Source organism: Klebsiella sp. 4_1_44FAA, assembly GCF_000238715.1.
GTDB classification, from domain to species: Bacteria; Pseudomonadota; Gammaproteobacteria; order Enterobacterales; family Enterobacteriaceae; genus Klebsiella; species Klebsiella pneumoniae.
Window position 1 is genome coordinate 127,414 of sequence record NZ_JH414799.1, and the last position, 21,730, is coordinate 149,143.

Annotated in this window: 20 protein-coding genes; 8 read left to right on the forward strand and 12 right to left on the reverse strand. The window is 55.9% G+C overall.

All coding sequences use genetic code 11. The annotated features are described in order from the left end of the window. The 4 genes from HMPREF1024_RS28405 to HMPREF1024_RS19805 form a co-directional block, all read right to left on the reverse strand. Window positions 1-155 (reverse strand): FAD-dependent oxidoreductase (locus HMPREF1024_RS28405; RefSeq protein WP_009307939.1); only part of this gene is annotated, 155 nt, incomplete at its 3' end. Between the two features lie 10 nt (window positions 156-165). Then, on the reverse strand, window positions 166-486 hold the full coding sequence (locus HMPREF1024_RS19815) for an NIPSNAP family protein (protein ID WP_002891541.1): 321 nt from the start codon (window positions 484-486) through the stop codon (window positions 166-168). A 13-nt stretch (window positions 487-499) separates the two neighbouring features. Next, on the reverse strand, window positions 500-2,176 hold the full coding sequence (locus HMPREF1024_RS19810; protein ID WP_009307940.1) for an FAD-dependent oxidoreductase: 1,677 nt from the start codon (window positions 2,174-2,176) through the stop codon (window positions 500-502). Then, window positions 2,173-2,994: a shikimate dehydrogenase gene (locus tag HMPREF1024_RS19805; protein ID WP_009307941.1), complete on the reverse strand. Its 822-nt coding sequence runs from the start codon at window positions 2,992-2,994 to the stop codon at window positions 2,173-2,175. Before HMPREF1024_RS19805 ends, HMPREF1024_RS19810 begins: the two co-directional genes overlap by 4 nt. Before the next feature lie 152 nt (window positions 2,995-3,146). Between HMPREF1024_RS19805 and HMPREF1024_RS19800 the strand changes: the two genes are divergently transcribed. After that, window positions 3,147-3,905 carry an IclR family transcriptional regulator C-terminal domain-containing protein gene (locus HMPREF1024_RS19800; RefSeq protein WP_002891624.1) on the forward strand — a complete coding sequence of 253 codons (759 nt, stop codon included), beginning with the start codon at window positions 3,147-3,149 and terminating at the stop codon, window positions 3,903-3,905. A 39-nt stretch (window positions 3,906-3,944) separates the two neighbouring features. Here HMPREF1024_RS19800 and HMPREF1024_RS19795 read toward each other — a convergent pair whose 3' ends face one another. The 8 genes from HMPREF1024_RS19795 to HMPREF1024_RS19760 form a co-directional block, all read right to left on the reverse strand. Further along, the gene (locus HMPREF1024_RS19795; protein WP_002891626.1) at window positions 3,945-4,277 is read right to left on the reverse strand and encodes a hypothetical protein; all 333 of its coding nucleotides are present in this window, start codon (window positions 4,275-4,277) and stop codon (window positions 3,945-3,947) included. 249 nt (window positions 4,278-4,526) lie between these two features. Further along, window positions 4,527-5,414: a heme o synthase gene (gene cyoE / locus HMPREF1024_RS19790; RefSeq protein WP_002891629.1), complete on the reverse strand. Its 888-nt coding sequence runs from the start codon at window positions 5,412-5,414 to the stop codon at window positions 4,527-4,529. Between the two features lie 11 nt (window positions 5,415-5,425). Then, the gene (locus tag HMPREF1024_RS19785) at window positions 5,426-5,755 is read right to left on the reverse strand and encodes a cytochrome o ubiquinol oxidase subunit IV (protein ID WP_002891634.1); all 330 of its coding nucleotides are present in this window, start codon (window positions 5,753-5,755) and stop codon (window positions 5,426-5,428) included. Beyond that, window positions 5,755-6,366, reverse strand: coding sequence for a cytochrome o ubiquinol oxidase subunit III (locus HMPREF1024_RS19780; RefSeq protein WP_002891635.1), 612 nt, complete (start codon window positions 6,364-6,366; stop codon window positions 5,755-5,757). Before HMPREF1024_RS19780 ends, HMPREF1024_RS19785 begins: the two co-directional genes overlap by 1 nt. Continuing rightward, entirely contained in the window at window positions 6,356-8,347 is a 1,992-nt protein-coding gene (cyoB, locus tag HMPREF1024_RS19775) for a cytochrome o ubiquinol oxidase subunit I (RefSeq protein WP_002891638.1), read from the reverse strand. Before cyoB ends, HMPREF1024_RS19780 begins: the two co-directional genes overlap by 11 nt. A 19-nt stretch (window positions 8,348-8,366) precedes the next feature. Then, complete coding sequence (gene cyoA, locus HMPREF1024_RS19770) at window positions 8,367-9,311, reverse strand: cytochrome o ubiquinol oxidase subunit II (protein WP_002891641.1); 945 nt, start codon at window positions 9,309-9,311, stop codon at window positions 8,367-8,369. A gap of 479 nt (window positions 9,312-9,790) precedes the next feature. After that, on the reverse strand, window positions 9,791-11,266 hold the full coding sequence (gene ampG / locus HMPREF1024_RS19765; protein ID WP_004144673.1) for a muropeptide MFS transporter AmpG: 1,476 nt from the start codon (window positions 11,264-11,266) through the stop codon (window positions 9,791-9,793). Window positions 11,267-11,309: 43 nt separating this feature from the next. Beyond that, window positions 11,310-11,888 carry a lipoprotein gene (locus HMPREF1024_RS19760; RefSeq protein ID WP_002891647.1) on the reverse strand — a complete coding sequence of 193 codons (579 nt, stop codon included), beginning with the start codon at window positions 11,886-11,888 and terminating at the stop codon, window positions 11,310-11,312. A gap of 302 nt (window positions 11,889-12,190) precedes the next feature. Here HMPREF1024_RS19760 and bolA point away from each other — a divergent pair, with 302 nt between their 5' ends. From bolA to ppiD, 7 genes are all read left to right on the forward strand, one after another. Continuing rightward, window positions 12,191-12,508, forward strand: a complete 318-nt coding sequence (gene bolA / locus HMPREF1024_RS19755) for a transcriptional regulator BolA (RefSeq protein ID WP_002891649.1) — start codon at window positions 12,191-12,193, stop codon at window positions 12,506-12,508. A gap of 345 nt (window positions 12,509-12,853) precedes the next feature. Continuing rightward, entirely contained in the window at window positions 12,854-14,152 is a 1,299-nt protein-coding gene (gene tig / locus HMPREF1024_RS19750; RefSeq protein ID WP_004147333.1) for a trigger factor, read from the forward strand. 310 nt (window positions 14,153-14,462) lie between these two features. Then, window positions 14,463-15,086, forward strand: coding sequence for an ATP-dependent Clp endopeptidase proteolytic subunit ClpP (gene clpP, locus HMPREF1024_RS19745; RefSeq protein ID WP_002891804.1), 624 nt, complete (start codon window positions 14,463-14,465; stop codon window positions 15,084-15,086). Window positions 15,087-15,336: 250 nt separating this feature from the next. Next, window positions 15,337-16,611, forward strand: coding sequence for an ATP-dependent protease ATP-binding subunit ClpX (gene clpX, locus HMPREF1024_RS19740; RefSeq protein ID WP_002891807.1), 1,275 nt, complete (start codon window positions 15,337-15,339; stop codon window positions 16,609-16,611). 182 nt (window positions 16,612-16,793) lie between these two features. Then, window positions 16,794-19,148 (forward strand): endopeptidase La, encoded by a 2,355-nt coding sequence (lon, locus tag HMPREF1024_RS19735; RefSeq protein ID WP_004151336.1) that lies wholly within the window; start codon window positions 16,794-16,796, stop codon window positions 19,146-19,148. Window positions 19,149-19,357: 209 nt separating this feature from the next. Further along, entirely contained in the window at window positions 19,358-19,630 is a 273-nt protein-coding gene (hupB, locus tag HMPREF1024_RS19730) for a nucleoid-associated protein HU-beta (RefSeq protein WP_002444653.1), read from the forward strand. Window positions 19,631-19,844: 214 nt separating this feature from the next. Then, window positions 19,845-21,719 (forward strand): peptidylprolyl isomerase, encoded by a 1,875-nt coding sequence (gene ppiD, locus HMPREF1024_RS19725; protein ID WP_004177252.1) that lies wholly within the window; start codon window positions 19,845-19,847, stop codon window positions 21,717-21,719. The last annotated feature ends 11 nt before the right edge of the window (window positions 21,720-21,730 follow it).

Below are 21,730 nucleotides of genomic sequence, written 5' to 3' on the forward strand. Positions count from 1 at the left end.
AGCCAGCCGCCGGACCAGGCGCTGGTTCCGCCGAGCACTGACGCTTTCTCCGCCACCATGACGCTGGCGCCGTGCATCGCAGCAGTCACCGCGGCAGAGAGCCCCGCGGCGCCGGAGCCGACCACCAGCACATCCACCTTCACAGGCCCGCTCATGTTGGACTCCTTACTGCAGAGGTGAAAAAGCGGTGGGGCGCATCAGCACCGACTCGAGGCGTTCCACGGCGGCCAGTTCGCGATTTTTACGCGAGAAGGTCTGCCAGCGTTCGTCCTGGGCCATCCGCGCGCGGCGCACCAGACGATCGTCCAGGCTTTCATAAGCCCAGATGTGCACTACCTGATTGACCACGCCGATCTCGGTAAAAAAGAAGCCGATTAGCTGGCCGAGATGGTCGGTTTGCACCGCCAGGGCATCGCTTTGGTATAGCGCCAGCCAGTCGGCCATTTTCAGCGGATTGATGGTGTACGTGCGTTTTTCGTAGATCATGATGTTTTCCTGATTAGTGGGTGGAGTGTTGTGCCAGATGGCAGGCGGCGAGATAGCCAAACGTCAGCCCCGGGCCGAGGGTGATGCCGGGGCTCGGATAGGTGCCGGCCATCAGCGAATCCATGTCGTTTCCCACCGCGTACAGCCCCGGGATGGGGTGTCCTTCGGTATTGACGACCTGGGCATCGGCGGTGGTGACCAGGCCCCGTGAGGTCCCCAGATCGCCGGTATAAAGTTTGATGGCATAGAACGGCGCGCTGAGCAGGGGGGCATTACAGGCGTCAGGCTGATGGCCCGGATCGCCCATCGCCCGGTTATAGCTGTTGCCGCCTTTAGCAAATTCCCGATCCACGCCCTGCGCGGCGTCGCGGTTGTAGCGGGCTACCGTCTCGCTCAGGGTTTGGGCATCCAGACCAAGCTGTTGCGCCAGCGCGGCCAGGGTATCGGCTTTGTGCAGATAGCCGGCGGCGACCAGGGCGTCATTATTGACCGGCGCCGGGCGTGCCAGCCCGAGGCCATAACGCTTCATCGCCTGGGCGTCGCAGAGTAAAAAACAGGGGGCATTTTCCGCTGCATCCTGCATTGCGCTGGCGAAATGGTGATAGGAGCTGGACTCGTTGACGAAGCGTACCGCCCGCTGATTGACGGCAATCACGCCCGGTTTTGCGCGATCGGTTACCAGATGGGGGAAGCGCTCCTCGCTGCCGTCGGCCCGGGTCAGCACCGATACCGGCGCCCAGAAATAATTGGATGGCCGATCGGCTCCCTCGCGAGCGTTAAGCGCCGCCGCGAGACGCAGCGCGGCGCCATCGTTGGCCGGCGGCGACATGGTGAAATGCTCGCGGGTGTGCGGCCGATAGCGCGCCGCCAGCGCGCCCGCGGCAAAGCCGCCTGCGGCCAGCACCACCCCGCGTCGGGCGTGCAGCGTCTCTCTTTGCCCCTGATACTCAATCTCCACCCCGCGGACCGCGCCTTGCGCTTCGTACAGCGTCAGAACATTGACATTCAGCCGCAGGCTCATGCCTTTACGCAGCGCCGTAGTCGCCATGCGGGCTATCAGCGCATTGCCCATCGCCAGGCGGGTGCCGCGAGGGTACTTCACCCGGTCGCGGGCGTAGCGCAGCAGCAGCCGGGTGCAATGGGCCAGGGAGCGCAGCGAGCGGCGCATGTCGAGAAAATGTTGAATATCGACGCGGTTGACCATCATCCCGCCAAACAGCAGCATCCCCGGCGGCGGTGAACGCAGGTCGCGAAACGCGTCCCCCAGTTCACGACCGTCATACTCCACCACCTCCAGCGCACGACCGACGTCGACTGCGCCGGGTTCATCCGGATAGTAATCGGGCGAGAGCGGACGCAGGCTGTACTTTACTGCCCCCTCACGCTCGAGAAAGGCCAGCGCTTCCCGCCCGGCGCTGACAAACGCTTCGGCAAGATCTTCGCGGTACTGGCCCTCGCCGATAATGGTTCGCAGGTAGGTTTTCATCGCCTCGGCGCTACCGCTTTTGCCCTCGGCGCGCGCCTGGTCGGTATCGTGCAGCCACACGGCGCCGCCGGAGATGGCCGAGGTGCCGCCGAACTGGCCGGCTTTCTCCAGCATCAGCACCGACAGCCCGTTACAGCAGGCGGTGACCGCGGCGGCAAAACCGGCCGCGCCGCTGCCGATGACGATCACATCCCAGCTCTTCATGCCGCCGCTCCCTGCGCCTGCGGGATGGCGCCGATAAACTGGCCCATCAGCCTCATCTGCGCCAGCGCCATTTCCGGCCCGGTCTGTACTTTGCAACCACGTGCGGCGGCGAAAGTGAGCAACGGCGTCATCACCGGGGCGGTGACAACGTCGGCCACATGAGTGGTGCTGTCGAGCGTATCCAGCAGCGCCTGCGGTAGAGGCAGCTCATCAAATCCGGCCATGCCGGCCGGTGAACCATTAACCAGGAGATCGAGGCCGTAAAGGGTGTCTGGCAGCGCGCTCAGTTGCACCGTCGGAAAGGCCTCAGCCAGAAGGTCATGCAGGCGCTGCCGGGTGGCCGGGGTTTGATCGTGCAGGGCCAGCCGACGGATCCCCGCCTCGCACAGTCCCCAGGCGATGGCGCTGCCGACGCCGCCGCAACCGGAGAGCAGCGCCTGCTTACCTGCCGGCTGAAAACCCTGCGCCTCGGCGGCGAGCTGAAAGCCGACGCCGTCCAGCATATCGCCCTGCAGGCGGCCATCCGCCAGCTTGCGGATCACATTGACGGCGTTGAGTCGGCGGGCGCGCGGCGTGAGGTCGTCGACCAGCGCGGCGGCGCGTTGTTTATGCGGCACCGTCACCAGCACGCCGGTCATGTTCTGCCAGCCGCGCAGGGCGTTGAGGTAGGCGGCCACCGCGTCCGGGGCGATATCCACCGGGATCATGACGCTGTCCATGTGCTGTTCGGCAAAGTAGCGGTTGAAGTTATCCGGTGATTTCACCTGGGCGATCGGATGACCAATCACGGCGACAACCTGGGTAGTTCCACTGACCATTTCAAACCTCATTTGTTAAATGAATGTTGTGAAAGTATTTCAGTGGAAGCTGGGAGCGACAACGCAGAATTCGGACATGTCGGTTGTTAATCGCACGAACGCTGCGATAATCGCAGGAAATCGATAATGATGTTGCAAAAATGTGAGCGAATATGCAAAACACCATTCATCCACGCGATCTGATCGTCGGTTTACAAAAAGGGCTGGCGCTAATTCAGCTTTTTTCCAAAACATGCCCAAAGCTCACCGTCGCCCAGACGGCGAAAATGAGCGGCCTGACGCAAAGCGCCGCGCGACGTTTTCTGCTGACGCTCCTGCATGAGCGCTATCTGCAAACCGACGGGCGCTATTACTGGCTTACCCCAAAGACGCTGCGGCTTGGCCAGGCCTATGTCGATTCGGCGCAGTTTCCTCGCATGGTACGGCCGATTGTCGAATACATCGCCAGCCGGACCGAAGAGCACGCCTCGGTGGGGGTGGTGGATGAAGATGAACTGGTCTATATCGCCCGCAGTCGGCATACGCCGTTCAACTCTACGTCGGTGCGGCTTGGGGAGCGGGTGCCCATTTTCTGTACCGCCGGGGGGCGACTGTGGCTGGCTTCGCTGCCGGAAGCAGAGTGTGAGACCGTCCTGCAGCGCATAACCCGGGAACAACGTACCCCCTATACGGTGACCGATATCGCGTCGCTGATGGAGAAAATCGCCCAGGTACGGCGCCAGGGATACGCCACCATTGAGCAGGAGTTTGAGATTGGCATGCTGGTGCTGGCGGTGCCGTTAACCGACAGGGAAGGGACCTGGTGGGGGGCGCTGAGTCTGACCAGTCATCAATCGCGCACTTCGCTGGAAGCGTTATGCCGCGATCACCTCGATCTGCTCTACAGCGCGCAGGCGATGCTGGTGGGTTAAACAGGGCAGCCAGTGGCGCTGCCCTAAGATAGACGTCGCTTAGGCCGACGCTTTGGTCAGAAAGGTGTTCCAGTCGCTGGCCGCGTTATTCACGAAAGTATTCCAGCTGTTGCCGGCGGTGTTAACAAAGCTTCCCCAGTTTTCCTTTCCGGCGGTCACAAAGGTTTCCCAGTTTGACTGTCCGGTCAGGAAGGAACCAAACGCCATCGCGCTGTCGCCGACGAAGGAGGCAAATGCGGTGCCGGAGGTCAGAACAAAAGAGGTGAAGCCGACGCCAGAGTTGGCGACAAAGCTGGCGAAGCTGCTGGCTGCGCCGAACAGATTAAAGCCACCGGAGATATACTCCATTTCGTTCAGTGTTAACTCTTTCATTGCAATTCCTTGTAGTGATTATTTCCCAAAGGGGCAAGAGCCCCGGCGAAAGGTAGCATTGCAGGACCGTGCGGCGCGAGTGATGCCCGATGCGTACTGGCTCAATTTTTCCTCATTTTTTGATATGAAAGATAGCGGGAAAGCGACGGGGGAGGGGAGGGAAGTATGAAATGAGAAAGAAAGCGATGATGAAACAGGAAAGAAAAAGCCCCGTAAATACGGGGCTTTAGATCGTACGGGAGTGCGTAATTATCTCACGTAAGCCAGCAGACTATGTGAATCCGGCACCATAAAGTCAACGGACATCATCACGGACAGCGCGGTGATGGCGACGATAGAAAAGACGAACAGCTTACGCGCCCAGACTTTATCATCGGCCACTTTATAGCCACGCAGCGCCATGCCCAGCCACCAGACGCTGACCGCTGCCGCCACGACCAGGTATTTATACCCGGCGTAGCCGCCCAGCGAGAGCATCAGGGTTGCCACGGCAAAGGCGACGATGTACAGCGTAATATGGTTTTTGGCGACCGAAATGCCTTTCACCACCGGCAGCACCGGAATATTCGCCGCCTGATAATCCTTAAAGCGGAAAATCGCGATGGCGTAGGAGTGAGGCATCTGCCACAGGCTAAAGATAGCCAGCAGGATCGCCGCACCGCTGTCGAAATCACCGGTGACCGCGCAGTAGCCAATCACCGGCGGCGCAGCGCCGGAGAGTGAGCCAATCAGCGTGCCGTAGACGGAGTGGCGTTTCATGTACAGGCTGTAGACGCCGACATAAACCACGAACCCCATCACCCCCAGCCAGCAGGCCAGCGGGTTAGCGCCGAACCACAGCAGCATGAAGCCAGCAATACCCAGCAAGGTGGCGTACACCAGCGAAGCTTCTGGCGAGATCAGCCCTTTGACCAGCACCCGGTTTTTCGTCCGTTCCATCTTACGATCGATGTCCCGGTCGATGTAGTTGTTGAATACACAACCCGAGGCGACCACCAGGGATACTCCAAGGAGCGTCCAGACGAACAGCGGATAGTCGATGTGGCCTTTGGAGGCCAGCAGGAAACCGCCGATCACGGAGATCAGGTTGCCAAAAATAATGCCTGGTTTCGTTACTTGCAGGTATTGCTTAAACATACTCGCCGCTCTTAGTGCATCATCATGTTGTAGTTCAGGTTCCACATAATCCAGATGGAGCCGACAACCACGATCGCAATGATGATTACGGTGAAGATAAATGCGGTCAGGTTCCAACCTTCATCGGACTTGCTGTTCATATGCAGGAAGTACACGAGGTGTACCACGATCTGCACCACAGCGGTCACCAGAATGGTGCCAAGGATAACCGCATGCGAGGCGGAGCCACTCATCACCATGGCGAACGGAATGACCGTCAGGATGATGGACAGGATAAATCCTGTCATGTAGCTCTTCACGCTGCCGTGAGAAGCGCCGCTATGATCGGTAGAATGACTCATTACATCGCCCCCATCAGATAGACAACCGAGAACACGCAGATCCACACGACGTCCAGGAAGTGCCAGAACAGGCTCAGGCACAGGATACGCGTGCGGTTAGTGCTGGTCAGGCCACGACGTGAAACCTGGAACATCAGCACCGCCATCCAGATAAGACCGGAGGTCACGTGCAGACCGTGGGTGCCGACCAGCGCGAAGAACGCGGACAGGAAGCCACTACGATCCGGACCAAAGCCTTCCATGATCAGGTGATGGAATTCATAGATTTCCATCCCGATGAATCCGGCGCCAAACAACCAGGTCAACGCCAGCCAGGAAACCACCTGGCTTTTGTTGTTTTTGTACATGGCGATAGCCGCCATGCCGTAGGTGATGGAGCTGAACAGCAGCAGTGCGGTTTCAACCAGAACGAACGGCAGTTCAAAAATATCTTTGCCCGTCGGTCCGCCGGCCGTGCCGTTCACCAGAACGGCATAGGTAGCAAACAGCGTAGCGAAGATAATGCAGTCGCTCATCAGGTAGATCCAGAAACCGAATACCTTCATCGGTCCTGTATCATGGTGCCCGTGTTCATGCGCGTGGGCAGTATGCGCAAGAGTATCAGTTGCCATTTTTCAGCCCTGCTTTGTTAATCTCATCGAAATGCTGTTTTTCCAGTTTTTCGACTTCTGCAACCGGTACGTAGTAATCCACGTCCTCGTCAAAGCTCTTAATAATCCAGGTCGCTACGATGCCGATGAAGCTGGCGATCGCCATCCACCAGATATGCCAGATCATGGCGAAACCAAATACCGTAGCGAAGGCGGCAATCACGATGCCGGCGCCGCTGTTTTTCGGCATATGAATTTCTTCATAGTGAGCAGGCTGTTTGTACGCTTCACCTTTCTCTTTCATTTCCCAGAAGGCATCACGTTCGTGAACCTGAGGAACGATAGCGAAGTTGTAGAACGGCGGTGGAGAAGAGGTTGCCCACTCCAGCGTACGGCCACCCCACGGGTCACCGGTCAGGTCACGGTTCTGATCGCGGTCGCGAATAGACACGTAGAACTGAATCAGCTGGCACAGAATACCGCAGGCGATCAGCGCCGCACCGCAAGCTGCAATAACCAGCATCGGGTGGAACTGCGGATCGATCTGCTGGCTCAGACGACGGGTCATACCCATGAAGCCCAGCACGTACAGCGGCATAAACGCCACGAAGAAGCCGATGATCCAGAACCAGAAAGCGCGTTTGCCCCAGGTTTCGTTCAGGGTGAAGCCAAAGGCTTTCGGCCACCAGTAGGTCAGACCTGCGAAGCAACCGAACACTACGCCGCCGATGATAACGTTATGGAAGTGCGCAATCAGGAACAGGCTGTTGTGCAGAACGAAGTCCGCGCCCGGTACCGCCAGCAGCACGCCGGTCATCCCACCTACGGAGAAGGTCACGATAAAGCCGATAGTCCACATCATCGCCGAGTTGAAGACGATGCGACCCTGATACATGGTGAACAGCCAGTTGAAGATCTTAACCCCGGTCGGGATCGCGATAATCATGGTAGTAATACCGAAGAAGGCGTTTACGTTCGCGCCAGCACCCATGGTGAAGAAGTGGTGCAGCCAAACGATGAACGACAGAACGGTAATACAGACGGTTGCCCATACCAGAGAGGTGTAACCGAACAGACGCTTACGCGAGAAGGTCGCGGCGATTTCGGAGAAGACCCCGAACACCGGCAGAACCAGGATGTACACTTCCGGGTGACCCCAGGCCCAAATCAGGTTGATGTACATCATCATGTTGCCACCCATATCGTTGGTAAAGAAATGGGTGCCCAGGTAACGATCCAGGGTCAGCAGCGCGATGGTGACGGTCAGAATTGGGAACGAGGCGATAATCAGGATGTTAGCGCACAGAGATGCCCAGGAGAATACTGGCATCTTGAACATGGTCATGCCCGGGGCGCGCATCTTGATAATGGTCACGAAGAAGTTAATACCGGTCAGGGTAGTACCGATACCGGAGAGCTGCAGCGCCCAAATCCAGTAATCAACCCCTACGCCAGGACTGTACTCAATTCCCGACAGCGGCGGATAGGCCAGCCAACCGGTCTGCGCGAACTCACCAACGCCCAGAGACAGGTTAACCAGAATCACGCCCACAACGGTGAACCAGAAGCTCAGGTTGTTGAGGAACGGGAAGGCTACGTCGCGCGCGCCGAGCTGAAGCGGAACCACCAGGTTCATCAGACCGATAACAAACGGCATCGCCACGAAGAAGATCATGATGACGCCGTGGGCGGTAAAGATCTGATCGTAGTGATGAGGCGGCAGGAAGCCGGCTTCCCCGGCCGAAGCCAGCACCTGCTGGCTACGCATCATGATGGCGTCAGCAAAGCCACGCAGCAGCATGACGATTGCCACGATAACGTACATGATACCGAGACGTTTGTGGTCGACAGAAGTCAGCCACTCGTTCCATAGGTAGGACCACTTACCGAAGTAAGTGATGGCTGCCAGAAGCGCCAGTCCCCCAATGATAATCGCAGCCACCGTTACCACGATAATAGGTTCGTGGTAGGGCACTGCATCCAGTGTAAGTTTTCCGAACATCGTTTTCTTCCTCGGCCCCTTAGTGAGCGGTTTCCGCGTGGCTCATGTCCATGCCTTCCATCCCGTCGTGAGCAGCGTGCTCGCCTTCAGGTTTAGACATGTTCATGCTCTCGTGAGACATGAATTTGTTCACAACATCTTTGAACAGATCCGGTTTCACGTTAGAGAAATATTCCACTTTGTTGTATTCGCTAGGCACAGCCACTTTCTCGAACGCGGCCATGGAGTCCATGGAGTTCGGAGACTGTTTGGCTTTTGCAACCCACTGATCGAATGTCGCCCGATCCGGGGTGGCAATCGCTTTGAACTTCATACCTGAGAAGCCCGGGCCACTGTAGCTAGCGGAGATACCGTCATAAGTACCAGCTTCGTCAGCAATGAGGTGCAGCTGAGTCTGCATACCGGCCATTGCATAAATCTGGCTACCTAAGCGCGGAATAAAGAACGAGTTCATCACCGAGTTAGAGGTCACTTTGAAGTGTACCGGTACGTTCGCCGGGAAGGCGATTTCGTTAACGGTAGCAATACCCTGTTCCGGATAGATAAAGAACCATTTCCAGTCCATCGATACGACTTCGATGGTGATTGGCTTCTCGTCATGGACAAGCGGTTTGCTTGGCTCCAGTGCGTGAGTGGTTTTCCAGGTCAGAACGGCCAGGAACAGGATGATCAGAATAGGTACCGTCCAGACCACAGCTTCCACTTTGTTGGAGTGTGACCAGTTCGGGCTATACTTCGCATCTTTATTGCTCGCGCGATACTTCCAGGCAAATCCTACTGCCATCAAGACGGCGGGAATAACGACAATCATCATCAGGCCGAAGGCCGTCAGAATCAAAGAGCGTTGCTCCAGTCCAATCTGTCCTTTTGGGTCAAGGAGTGCAGAATCACAACCACTGAGTAATACAGTACCTGCGATTAATGACATCCATCCCAAACTTTTATTGTATTTCCTGAGTCTCATTGAACGACCTCAATTCCACGGGATCTGGTGGCGTTTAAAGTGTATGGGCATTTTACGGTAAGGTTGCATTACTGTAAACATGATTGGATCTCTGTCAGTTCTGTGTTAGCGGCTTCTGCTTGGTTTGTCACATATGTAACGTAGTGTTACTTAATCGCTTGCAAAGCCTGATTTTCGCGGGATTGATAACGAAAGGGATAAGAAAAGGAGTGCTTAGCGGCTAATGGGCATAACCACCCACAAATTAGAACAATTGTTTAACATTTAATTATCAAATAAAAGACATTGTGAAAACGAAAAATAAAATCCCCGGAGCTGAATCGGTTAAATTATTTAAAGAATCGAACGAAAACTGTCAATAATTTCCAGAAATCAAAAACGCACAAAACAACAAATAGCGCGGCGGACAATATAAAAGCGTTAATAAGCCGTTATAATTACGTTTCGTAATTACAACGGCTAATAATGATGCTGGATCCTTAAATCAGGCGGGTTTTACGCAGCGCCAGATAGTCAAGCAGGCCGCCGAACAAAATCCCGCCGACGGCGGTGAGCGCGGCAACCTCCAGCAGGCCGGACAGGAAGGAGAACGACGTATAATCCAGCGCGTTGAGGATCAGCAGCGCCAGCCACACCGCGAGCAGCAGGCAGCCCAGTGTCAGGATCCCCAGTGCCAGCGCATAGGCCTGCGGGAACTCGCTACGCGGCATAAAGCTTGCGGTGCGTTGGGTATGCTCAAGCGTTTGCCGGCACAGCAGCAATAGGGCAATCCCCGGCACCGCCGCAACGACAGAGAAGAGATAGAAGGTCGACCAGCCGTGAGCCTCGACAAACCAGCCGGCAATCGGCCCAACGTATACGCGACCGACCGCAGAGAGCGCCGAGAGCAGCGCGAACTGGGTGGCGGAGAACGACTTATTACATAGCGTCATCAGCAGCGCGACAAATGCCGCCGTCCCCATTCCCCCGCACAGGTTTTCAAAGAATACTGCGGTCGCCATGGAATAGAGGTGCTTATCGGTAATCGACAGCAGCCAGTAGCCGGCGTTAGAGACCCCCTGCAGCAAACCGAAAATGAGCAGTGCCCGAAACAGCGTCAGCCGCTGCATCAGGACGCCGCCGTACAGGGCGCCGAGAATGGTGGCGAACAGGCCTAAGGTTTTGTTCACCATTCCCACTTCGCCAGCGTCAAATCCCACGCCGCGGATCAGGAAGGTGGTGGTCAGGCTCATGGCAAACGCATCGCCAAGCTTATAAAGGACGATGAGCAGCAGAATCAGCCAGGCGTTGTTGCGGCCGAAAAAATCGCGCAGCGGTTCGGCTACCGCCTGCTCGAGCGATCTGGGAACCGGGATAACGTCGCTCGGTTCGGGCGCCAGCAGCGTGGCGATAATGCAGGGCACCAGCAGCGCCGCCATCAGCCAGTACATCCCCTGCCAGCCGAGATAGCGGTCGGCAAGCCACAGGGCCAGTCCACCGGAGACCAGCATCCCCAGGCGATAGCCCAGCACGCTGATCGCGGCGCCGGCGCCACGCTCTTCTGCTGGCAACACGTCGGTTTTCCAGGCGTCGAACACAATATCCTGCGACGCCGAGCAGAAGGCGATCACCACCGCCAGCGCCGCCATCCAGCGTAATTGGGTGACCGGCTCAAGAAAGCCCATCGTCGCGATCGCCAGCAGGAGTAATACCTGGGTGGTCAACAGCCAACCGCGACGACGCCCAAGAAACGGCGGCGTGTAGCGGTCCATCAGCGGGGACCAGAGGAATTTAAAGACATAGGCCTGGCCGACGAGCGAGAAAAAACCGATCGTTTTCAGATCGATATTTTCCACCGTCATCCAGGCCTGCAGGGTACCGGAGGTGAGAGCCAGCGGCAGACCGGAGGCGAAGCCAAGGATCAGCAAAATGGCTGATTTCGGCTGCTGAAAAATGCGTAAGTAATGACTGGACATAGCATAAAGCACGAACCCGGCGGAGGCCGGGTTCGCGATAGCATTAACGCGCGTTTTGCTTGATGAAATCGTGGATGCTGGTGTCCTGCGCCATATCGGCGATGGTATCGGTCAGGACGCTGTTGACGGCATCAGCGATGTTTTTGTTCGAGGCCTGGAAGGCGCCTTCAACGGAGTAGCTGGCGCGGTAGTTTTTGGTCATTTTTGTGCCGTTTGCCGCGGTGGCGATGATGGCGATATCGGCTTTGGTGGCGATGTTATAGCGCACGTTACCCTGAGAGACGTCAGCATAGAGTTTGTTGACGATGATCTGCAGATCGACCGCGCCGTTCGGGCCAATCATGTAGCCGCGAGACGTCATCTGTTTCTCCAGCACTTCCTGCAGCAGGAAGCGCAGATCGCGGGAGGCGGTGAGAGTGACCAGCTGATTGTCACGCGTCACTTTCGCCAGCGCCTGGTCCGGACGCTGATCGGCGCCGTTGATGCTGACGGTCACGCCCATCAGGCTTGGATCCTGCTGCGGCAGCGTGATTTTCGGCGATACTTCAATGGTGGTCGGCGGCGTGGCGCATCCTGCCAGCATAAACATGGCGACCAACGGGAAAAGAATCTTCTTAAGCATGTTCAGGTCTCAACGCATGGTGTTGTTATAAGGAAAATTACCGCCATCATAGCATTGCCAACGGCAAGGGGAAGTGGCAACGCGTGTAAATCCATCGTGCTGGCGGTTTTCTGAGCGTCCCGCCACGGTTAATGGCTCGTTCCCCGACGGATCTGGCGACCAGAGCCAGTAAACGTGATACTTTTGAATGAAAATATCAGAACAATGCTAATTTTTTGTTGTTTTCTCCTAATGGAAGCGGTAAAAGCGGCTAACATTTAAATGGAGTGGCGGCATCTCAGCGTTGTCGGAGGAGAAAATTCATGATGATACGTGAACAGATCGAAGCAAAACTTAGAGCAGCGTTCGACCCGATGTATCTCGAAGTCGTGGATGAAAGTTATCGTCACAACGTCCCTGCGGGCTCTGAAAGTCATTTTAAAGTGGTGTTAGTGAGCGATCGCTTCACTGGCGAGCGTTTCCTCAATCGCCACCGTATGATCTACGGCACGCTAACCGAGGAGCTGTCGAATACGGTGCATGCCCTGGCGCTGCACACCTACACGATTAAAGAATGGGAAGCATTACAGGATACGGTATTTGCTTCGCCGCCGTGCCGCGGCGCAGGGAGTATCGCTTAGAAATCCCATTTGCAACCGCTGGCGCTTTTCCAGTATGTTGCTTGCAGATTTAGCAAAAACGGCCTACGGGCCGTTTTGTTTTGCCTGGAAAATGCGCAAAGTCAGCGCTTTTGCGGGCAAATTTGAGCGGGAAATGTGAAAAATGCCGCAGCACCAGGCGACAACCGTTCTCGACTCACAAAAGTGATGCCGCTATAATGCCGCGTCTTATATATGAATGTCTTCGGGATGATTCTGACGACAGGGAATGTGTTTCTGATTTGAAGAGGGCATCCCGGTTCTGCGAAGCCACCTACACGCGCTTCCAGAGTTGACCGAGCACTGTGATTTTTTTGAGGTAACAAGATGCAAGTTTCAGTTGAAACCACTCAGGGCCTTGGGCGCCGTGTAACGATTACTATCGCCGCTGACAGCATCGAGAATGCTGTCAAAAGCGAGCTGGTCAACGTAGCGAAAAAAGTTCGCATTGACGGCTTCCGTAAAGGCAAAGTGCCGATGAATATTGTTGCTCAGCGCTATGGCGCTTCCGTTCGCCAGGACGTGCTGGGCGACCTGATGAGCCGTCATTTCGTTGACGCGATCATCAAAGAAAAAATCAATCCGGCCGGCGCGCCGAACTACGTTCCGGGCGAATACAAACTGGGCGAAGACTTCACCTACGCGGTAGAGTTCGAAGTGTATCCGGAAGTTGAACTGCAGGGTCTGGACGCGATCGAAGTTGAAAAACCGGTTGTTGAAGTCACCGACGCTGACGTTGATACCATGCTGGAAACTCTGCGCAAGCAGCAGGCGACCTGGAAAGAAAAAGAAGGCGCGGTTGACGCTGAAGATCGCGTAACCATCGACTTCACCGGTTCTGTTGACGGCGAAGAGTTCGAAGGCGGCAAAGCCTCTGACTTCGTACTGGCGATGGGCCAGGGTCGCATGATCCCGGGCTTCGAAGACGGTATCAAAGGCCACAAAGCGGGTGAAGAGTTCACCATCGACGTGACCTTCCCGGAAGAGTACCACGCAGAAAACCTGAAAGGTAAAGCGGCTAAGTTCGTTATCAACCTGAAGAAAGTCGAAGAGCGTGAACTGCCTGAGCTGACCGAAGAGTTCATCAAACGTTTCGGCGTGGAAGATGGTTCCGTCGCTGGCCTGCGCGCTGAAGTGCGTAAAAATATGGAACGCGAGCTGAAAGGCGCTGTGCGTAACCGCGTGAAGTCTCAGGCTATCGAAGGTCTGGTTAAAGCCAACGAGATCGACGTTCCGGCTGCCCTGATCGACAGCGAAATCGACGTGCTGCGTCGTCAGGCTGCTCAGCGTTTCGGCGGCAACGAGAAACAGGCTCTGGAACTGCCGCGCGAGCTGTTCGAAGAGCAGGCTAAACGTCGCGTCGTTGTTGGTCTGCTGCTGGGCGAAGTGATCCGCACCAACGAGCTGAAAGCTGACGAAGAGCGCGTAAAAGCCCTGATCGAAGAGATGGCTTCTGCGTACGAAGATCCGTCTGAAGTCGTTGAGTTCTACAGCAAGAACAAAGAGCTGATGGACAACATGCGCAACGTGGCGCTGGAAGAGCAGGCTGTTGAAGCCGTGCTGGCGAAAGCCAAAGTGTCTGAAAAAGCCACTTCCTTCAACGAACTGATGAACCAGCAGGCGTAATTTCGCCGCTATCGTTTAAGGTTCGAGCAAAAACCCGTTGCCGAAAGGCGGCGGGTTTTTTTTTTAAGATAATGATAGCCACAGGCACGGTGCGAAAACGCATTAACCATGATAGCGTTACAGCAAAAGCTTGTTATGCTTGAAATATGGCAACACCATCCCCATTACCGGGGGAGGCAACTGCATCCGCAATCGCACGCGTATTGAAGAGGCGGTGACGCATTCAGCGGATAGAAACTGTGGCTGATAATCCGTCCGTAAGGTTACAATCAGTGCAGCAGGTATTTTAAAATTACTCCAGGAGACGGAAATGTCATACAGTGGCGAACGAGACAACTTTGCACCCCATATGGCCCTGGTGCCGATGGTCATTGAACAGACCTCACGCGGTGAACGTTCTTTTGATATCTACTCCCGTCTGCTTAAGGAACGCGTCATTTTTCTGACCGGCCAGGTCGAAGACCACATGGCAAACCTGATCGTGGCGCAGATGCTGTTTCTGGAAGCGGAAAACCCGGAAAAAGACATTTACCTGTACATTAACTCTCCGGGCGGGGTAATCACCGCCGGGATGTCGATTTATGACACCATGCAGTTCATCAAGCCGGATGTCAGCACCATCTGTATGGGGCAGGCCGCTTCTATGGGCGCGTTCCTGCTGACCGCCGGGGCGAAAGGCAAGCGCTTCTGCCTGCCGAACTCCCGCGTGATGATCCACCAGCCGCTGGGCGGCTATCAGGGACAGGCGACGGATATTGAGATCCACGCCCGTGAAATCCTGAAGGTGAAAGGACGCATGAATGAGCTGATGGCGCATCATACCGGCCAGTCTCTTGAGCAGATTGAGCGTGACACCGAGCGTGACCGCTTCCTGTCTGCTGCGGAAGCCGTGGAGTACGGGCTGGTCGACTCTATTTTGACCCATCGTAATTGATGCCCAAGGCGCAAGGGTGCCGCTTTACGCTTCATCCTTCTCGCCACGTCTGTGCGAGCGGTTGGCTTTTATTCGGCCGCTTGTCTGGCAGGCTTGCGGCCGGTGGCTTCGCTACCGGCTCGATGTAGCGCGAAGGATTTTGTGTATATACTAATGAAGGGCGGCACAACGCTATATGGCGGCTTGCGCCTGAGAATGGCATTTGCGTCGTCGTGTGCGGCACAAAGAACTTAAAAAGAGGTTTGGACTCATGACAGATAAACGCAAAGATGGATCGGGCAAATTGTTGTATTGCTCTTTTTGCGGCAAAAGCCAGCATGAAGTGCGTAAGCTGATCGCCGGGCCATCCGTGTATATCTGCGACGAATGCGTTGATTTATGTAACGACATCATTCGCGAAGAGATTAAAGAAGTGGCGCCGCACCGCGAGCGCAGCGCGCTGCCGACGCCGCACGAGATTCGCCACCACCTTGATGACTACGTCATCGGTCAGGAACAGGCGAAGAAGGTGTTGGCGGTCGCGGTATACAACCACTACAAGCGTCTGCGCAATGGCGATACCAGCAATGGCGTAGAGCTGGGTAAAAGCAACATCCTGCTGATCGGGCCGACCGGTTCCGGTAAAACGCTGCTGGCGGAAACGCTGGCGCGCCTGCTGGATGTGCCGTTTACCATGGCGGATGCCACTACCCTGACCGAAGCCGGTTATGTGGGTGAGGACGTCGAAAATATCATTCAGAAACTGCTGCAGAAGTGCGATTACGACGTGCAGAAAGCGCAGCGCGGCATCGTTTATATCGACGAAATCGACAAAATTTCGCGTAAATCCGATAACCCGTCGATTACGCGCGACGTCTCAGGCGAAGGCGTGCAGCAGGCGCTGCTGAAGCTTATCGAAGGGACCGTTGCCGCCGTTCCGCCGCAGGGCGGGCGTAAACATCCGCAGCAGGAGTTCCTGCAGGTTGATACCTCCAAGATCCTGTTTATCTGCGGCGGCGCGTTCGCTGGCCTGGACAAAGTGATTTCCCACCGTGTGGAAACCGGCTCCGGCATTGGTTTTGGCGCGACGGTAAAAGCGAAGTCCGACAAAGCGAGCGAAGGGGAACTGCTGGCTCAGGTCGAGCCGGAAGATCTGATCAAGTTTGGTCTGATCCCGGAGTTCATCGGCCGTCTGCCGGTAGTGGCGACCCTGAACGAGCTGAGCGAAGAAGCCCTGATCCAGATCCTGAAAGAGCCGAAAAACGCCCTGACCAAGCAGTATCAGGCGCTGTTTAGCCTTGAAGGCGCAGAGCTCGAATTCCGCGACGAAGCGCTGGACGCTATCGCCAAGAAAGCGATGGCGCGTAAAACCGGCGCCCGTGGCCTGCGCTCAATTGTGGAAGCGGCGCTGCTGGATACCATGTATGACCTGCCTTCGATGGAAGATGTCGAAAAAGTGGTCATTGATGAGTCGGTTATCGCCGGTCAGAGCAAACCGCTGCTGATCTACGGCAAACCGGAAGCTCAGCAGGCATCTGGTGAATAATTAACCATTTCACTCAAGCAGTTAACAAAAGGGGGGATTTTATCTCCCCTTTTATTTTTCCTGCATTCCCGCCGTTGAATGTGTGGAATACATCCCCATATACTGGATTACATATTAACGACGATGCAGTGGAGTGTGGCGTCGTCGGCTACCTGGCGGACTTTAAACTAAGAGAGAGCTCTATGAATCCTGAGCGTTCTGAACGCATTGAAATCCCCGTATTGCCATTGCGCGATGTGGTGGTTTATCCGCACATGGTCATACCCCTGTTCGTAGGGCGGGAAAAATCTATCCGTTGCCTCGAAGCGGCCATGGACCATGATAAAAAAATCATGCTGGTTGCGCAGAAAGAAGCGTCGACGGATGAGCCGGGTGTAAACGATCTTTTCACCGTTGGAACCGTGGCGTCTATTTTGCAGATGCTGAAGCTGCCGGACGGCACCGTGAAGGTGCTGGTCGAAGGGCTGCAGCGTGCTCGCATTTCTGCGCTGTCTGATAATGGCGAGCATTTCTCGGCGAAAGCGGAGTATCTCGACTCGCCGGCGATTGACGAACGCGAGCAGGAAGTGCTGGTTCGCACCGCTATCAGCCAGTTTGAAGGCTATATCAAGCTGAACAAGAAGATCCCACCGGAAGTGCTGACGTCGCTGAACAGCATCGACGATCCGGCGCGCCTGGCGGATACCATCGCGGCGCACATGCCGCTGAAGCTGGCTGACAAGCAGTCTGTGCTTGAGATGTCCGACGTTAACGAACGTCTGGAATATCTGATGGCGATGATGGAATCGGAAATCGATCTGCTGCAGGTTGAGAAGCGCATTCGCAACCGCGTCAAAAAGCAGATGGAGAAATCTCAGCGCGAGTACTATCTGAACGAGCAAATGAAAGCGATTCAGAAAGAACTCGGCGAGATGGACGACGCCCCGGACGAAAACGAAGCGCTGAAGCGTAAGATCGACGCGGCGAAAATGCCGAAAGAGGCGAAAGAAAAAACCGAAGCGGAACTGCAGAAGCTGAAGATGATGTCGCCGATGTCTGCGGAAGCGACCGTCGTGCGTGGCTACATCGACTGGATGGTGCAGGTGCCGTGGAATGCGCGCAGTAAGGTCAAAAAAGACCTGCGTCAGGCCCAGGAGATCCTCGATACCGATCACTATGGCCTGGAGCGCGTGAAGGATCGCATCCTTGAATATCTCGCGGTGCAGAGCCGGGTGAACAAAATCAAGGGGCCAATCCTTTGTCTGGTGGGACCGCCGGGGGTAGGTAAAACCTCGCTGGGTCAATCCATCGCCAAAGCGACCGGACGGAAATACGTTCGTATGGCGCTTGGCGGCGTGCGCGATGAAGCGGAAATCCGCGGTCATCGTCGGACCTACATTGGCTCGATGCCGGGCAAACTGATCCAGAAAATGGCGAAAGTGGGGGTCAAAAACCCGCTGTTCCTGTTGGACGAGATCGACAAAATGTCTTCCGACATGCGCGGCGACCCGGCTTCCGCGTTGCTTGAGGTGCTGGATCCGGAACAGAACGTGGCCTTTAACGACCACTACCTGGAAGTGGATTACGATCTCAGCGACGTGATGTTCGTGGCGACTTCCAACTCCATGAACATTCCGGCGCCGCTGTTGGACCGTATGGAAGTGATTCGTCTCTCCGGCTATACCGAAGATGAAAAACTGAACATCGCCAAACGTCATCTGCTGCCGAAGCAGATCGAACGTAACGCGCTGAAGAAAGGCGAGCTGACCGTCGACGATAGCGCCATTATCGGCATTATTCGTTACTACACGCGGGAAGCGGGGGTACGTAGCCTGGAGCGTGAAATCTCCAAGCTGTGCCGCAAGGCCGTTAAGCAACTGCTGCTGGATAAATCGCTGAAACACATCGAAATTAACGGTGAGAATCTGCATGATTATCTCGGCGTACAGCGCTTCGACTATGGCCGCGCCGATAGTGAGAACCGCGTCGGTCAGGTGACCGGTCTGGCGTGGACGGAAGTGGGCGGCGATCTGCTGACCATCGAAACCGCCTGCGTGCCGGGCAAAGGCAAGCTGACCTACACCGGCTCGCTGGGCGAGGTGATGCAGGAGTCGATTCAGGCTGCGCTGACGGTGGTACGTTCGCGGGCTGACAAGCTGGGCATTAACGCCGACTTCTACGAGAAGCGTGACATTCACGTGCACGTGCCGGAAGGGGCGACGCCTAAGGATGGTCCGAGCGCGGGTATTGCCATGTGCACGGCGCTGGTCTCCTGCCTGACCGGTAACCCGGTACGCGCTGATGTGGCGATGACCGGTGAAATTACTCTGCGTGGTCAGGTGCTGCCGATCGGCGGTCTGAAGGAAAAACTGCTGGCGGCGCATCGCGGCGGCATTAAGACTGTTCTGATTCCTGATGAGAACAAACGCGACCTTGAAGAAATTCCGGATAACGTTATCGCCGATTTGGATATCCATCCGGTGAAACGAATCGAGGAAGTTCTGACACTTGCGCTGCAGAACGAACCGTTCGGCATGCAGGTTGTGACCGCGAAATAGTGATTCTGCGCAAATTGCGCTAATAAAAATAGGGCTGGTAAGTCATTTCGGACTTGCCAGCCTTTTTTTGTGTAGCTAACTTAGATCGCTGGCAGGGGGGTCATCGACAACTGCTGTTGTAAGGGCATGACAGTCCTGATATAACTGCTGCGCGGTCGCACTATGAAGGACTCAGGTGCGATATAAATTATAAAGAGAGGAAGAGAACAGTGAATAAATCTCAACTGATTGACAAAATTGCTGCGGGTGCGGACATTTCTAAAGCTGCAGCTGGACGTGCGTTAGATGCTTTAATCGCTTCTGTTACTGAATCTCTGCAGGCTGGGGATGACGTTGCGCTGGTAGGTTTTGGTACCTTTGCTGTTAAAGAACGTGCCGCCCGTACTGGTCGCAACCCGCAAACAGGTAAAGAAATTACTATCGCTGCCGCAAAAGTGCCGGGCTTCCGTGCTGGTAAAGCGCTGAAAGACGCGGTGAACTGATCGGCTTTCCCGTCAGGGAATGTGACGAAGTACAAGGGCGCATCGTGAGATGTGCCTTTTTTATTGCCTTTTCAGACCACTTTATGTGTGTTTATCGCCACTTGTGGGCTGACAATCACCCTGTTTTCTTGTCAAAATACGTCCTCACGCGCGGCGGCCATCACGTGCTATGCTGCGCGAGCTAAAGTCATCTACAGCGGAGCGTTGTTACACCATGATGGACAACCTACGCACGGCCGCCAACAGCGTCGTGCTCAAGATTATTTTCGGTATCATTATCGTCTCGTTCATTTTGACCGGGGTGAGTGGTTACCTGATTGGCGGTGGCAAAAACTATGCCGCAAAAGTGAATGGCCAGGAGATTGGCCGTGGGCAGTTTGAAAACGCCGTCGCCAGCGAACGTAACCGTATGCAGCAGCAGCTTGGCGATCAATTCTCCGAGCTGGCGGCGAACGAAAACTACATGAAAACCATGCGCCAGCAGGTGCTGAACCGCCTGATCGATGAGTCGCTTCTGGATCAGTATGCCCGCGAGCTGGGCCTCAGCATCAGCGATGAGCAGGTGAAGCAGGCGATCTTCCAGACTCAGGCGTTCCAGACGAACGGTAAGTTCGACAACCAGCGTTTCAGCGGTATTGTCGCCCAGATGGGGATGACCACCGATCAGTACGCCCAGGCGCTGCGTAACCAGCTGACCACGCAGCAGCTGATTAACGCCATTGCGGGTACCGACTTCATGCTGCCGGGCGAGTCCGATCAGCTGGCGGCGCTGGTATCTCAACAGCGGGTGGTCCGCGAAGCGACCATCAACGTAAATGCCCTGGCGGCAAAACAGACCGCCAGCGATGAGGAAATCAACGCCTTCTGGCAGCAGAATCAGGCCCGTTTTATGGCGCCGGAGCAGTTCCGCGTCAGCTACATCAAAATGGATGCCGCCAGCATGCAGGAGAGCGCCTCTGACGAAGAGATTCAGTCATGGTACGACCAGCACAAGGATCAGTTCACTCAGCCGCAGCGCAACCGCTACAGCGTGATTCAGACCAAAACTGAAGCCGATGCGAAAGCGGTACTGGCCGAGCTGCAAAAAGGAGCGGACTTCGCCACGCTGGCGAAAGAAAAATCGACCGATATTATCTCTGCCCGCAACGGTGGCGATATGGGGTGGATGGAAGATGCCTCTACCGTGCCTGAGTTGAAAGATGCCGGGCTGAAAGAGAAAGGCCAGCTGTCTGGCGTGATCAAATCCTCGGTTGGCTTCCTGGTAGCTCGTCTGGACGACGTCCAGCCGGCGCAGGTGAAGCCGCTGGCTGACGTGCGTAATGACATTGCGGCGAAAGTGAAGCAGGAAAAAGCGTTGGATGCTTACTACGCGCTGCAGCAGAAGGTGAGCGATGCGGCCAGCAACGATAATGAATCGCTGGCGAGCGCAGCGCAGGTCGCCGGGCTGAAGGTCGTAGAAACCGGCTGGTTTGGCCGCGATAACCTGCCGGAGGAGCTGAACTTTAAACCGGTCGCTGACGCTATTTTCAACGGCGGTCTGGTGGGTGAGAACGGCGCGCCGGGCAGCAACTCCGATATCATTACCGTTGACGGCGATCGCGCTTTTGTTCTGCGCATTAGCGAACACAAAGCCGAGGCGGTGAAGCCGCTTGCCGAAGTGAAGGCACAGGTTAGCGATATCGTTAAGCACAATAAAGCGGAACAGCAGGCGAAACTGGAGGCCGACAAGCTGCTGGCGGCGCTGAAAGACGGCAAAGGCGATGAAGCGATGAAGGCGGCTGGCCTGAGCTTTGGCGCGCCGCAGACGCTTTCTCGTACCGGCCAGGATCCGCTGAGCCAGCTGGCATTTACCCTGCCGCTGCCGCAGCAGGGTAAACCGGTCTACGGCGTGGGCAGCAATATGCAAGGCGATGTGGTGCTGGTAGCGCTGGATGAGGTGAAAGCCGGCAGCATGCCGGAAGAGCAGAAGAAGGCCATGGTTCAGGGGATCACCCAGAACAATGCCCAAATCGCTTTCGAAGCGCTGATGAGCAACCTGCGCAAGGCGGCGAAAATTAAGCTCGGCGACAGCATCGACCAGCAGCAGTAATTTCGCGTCGT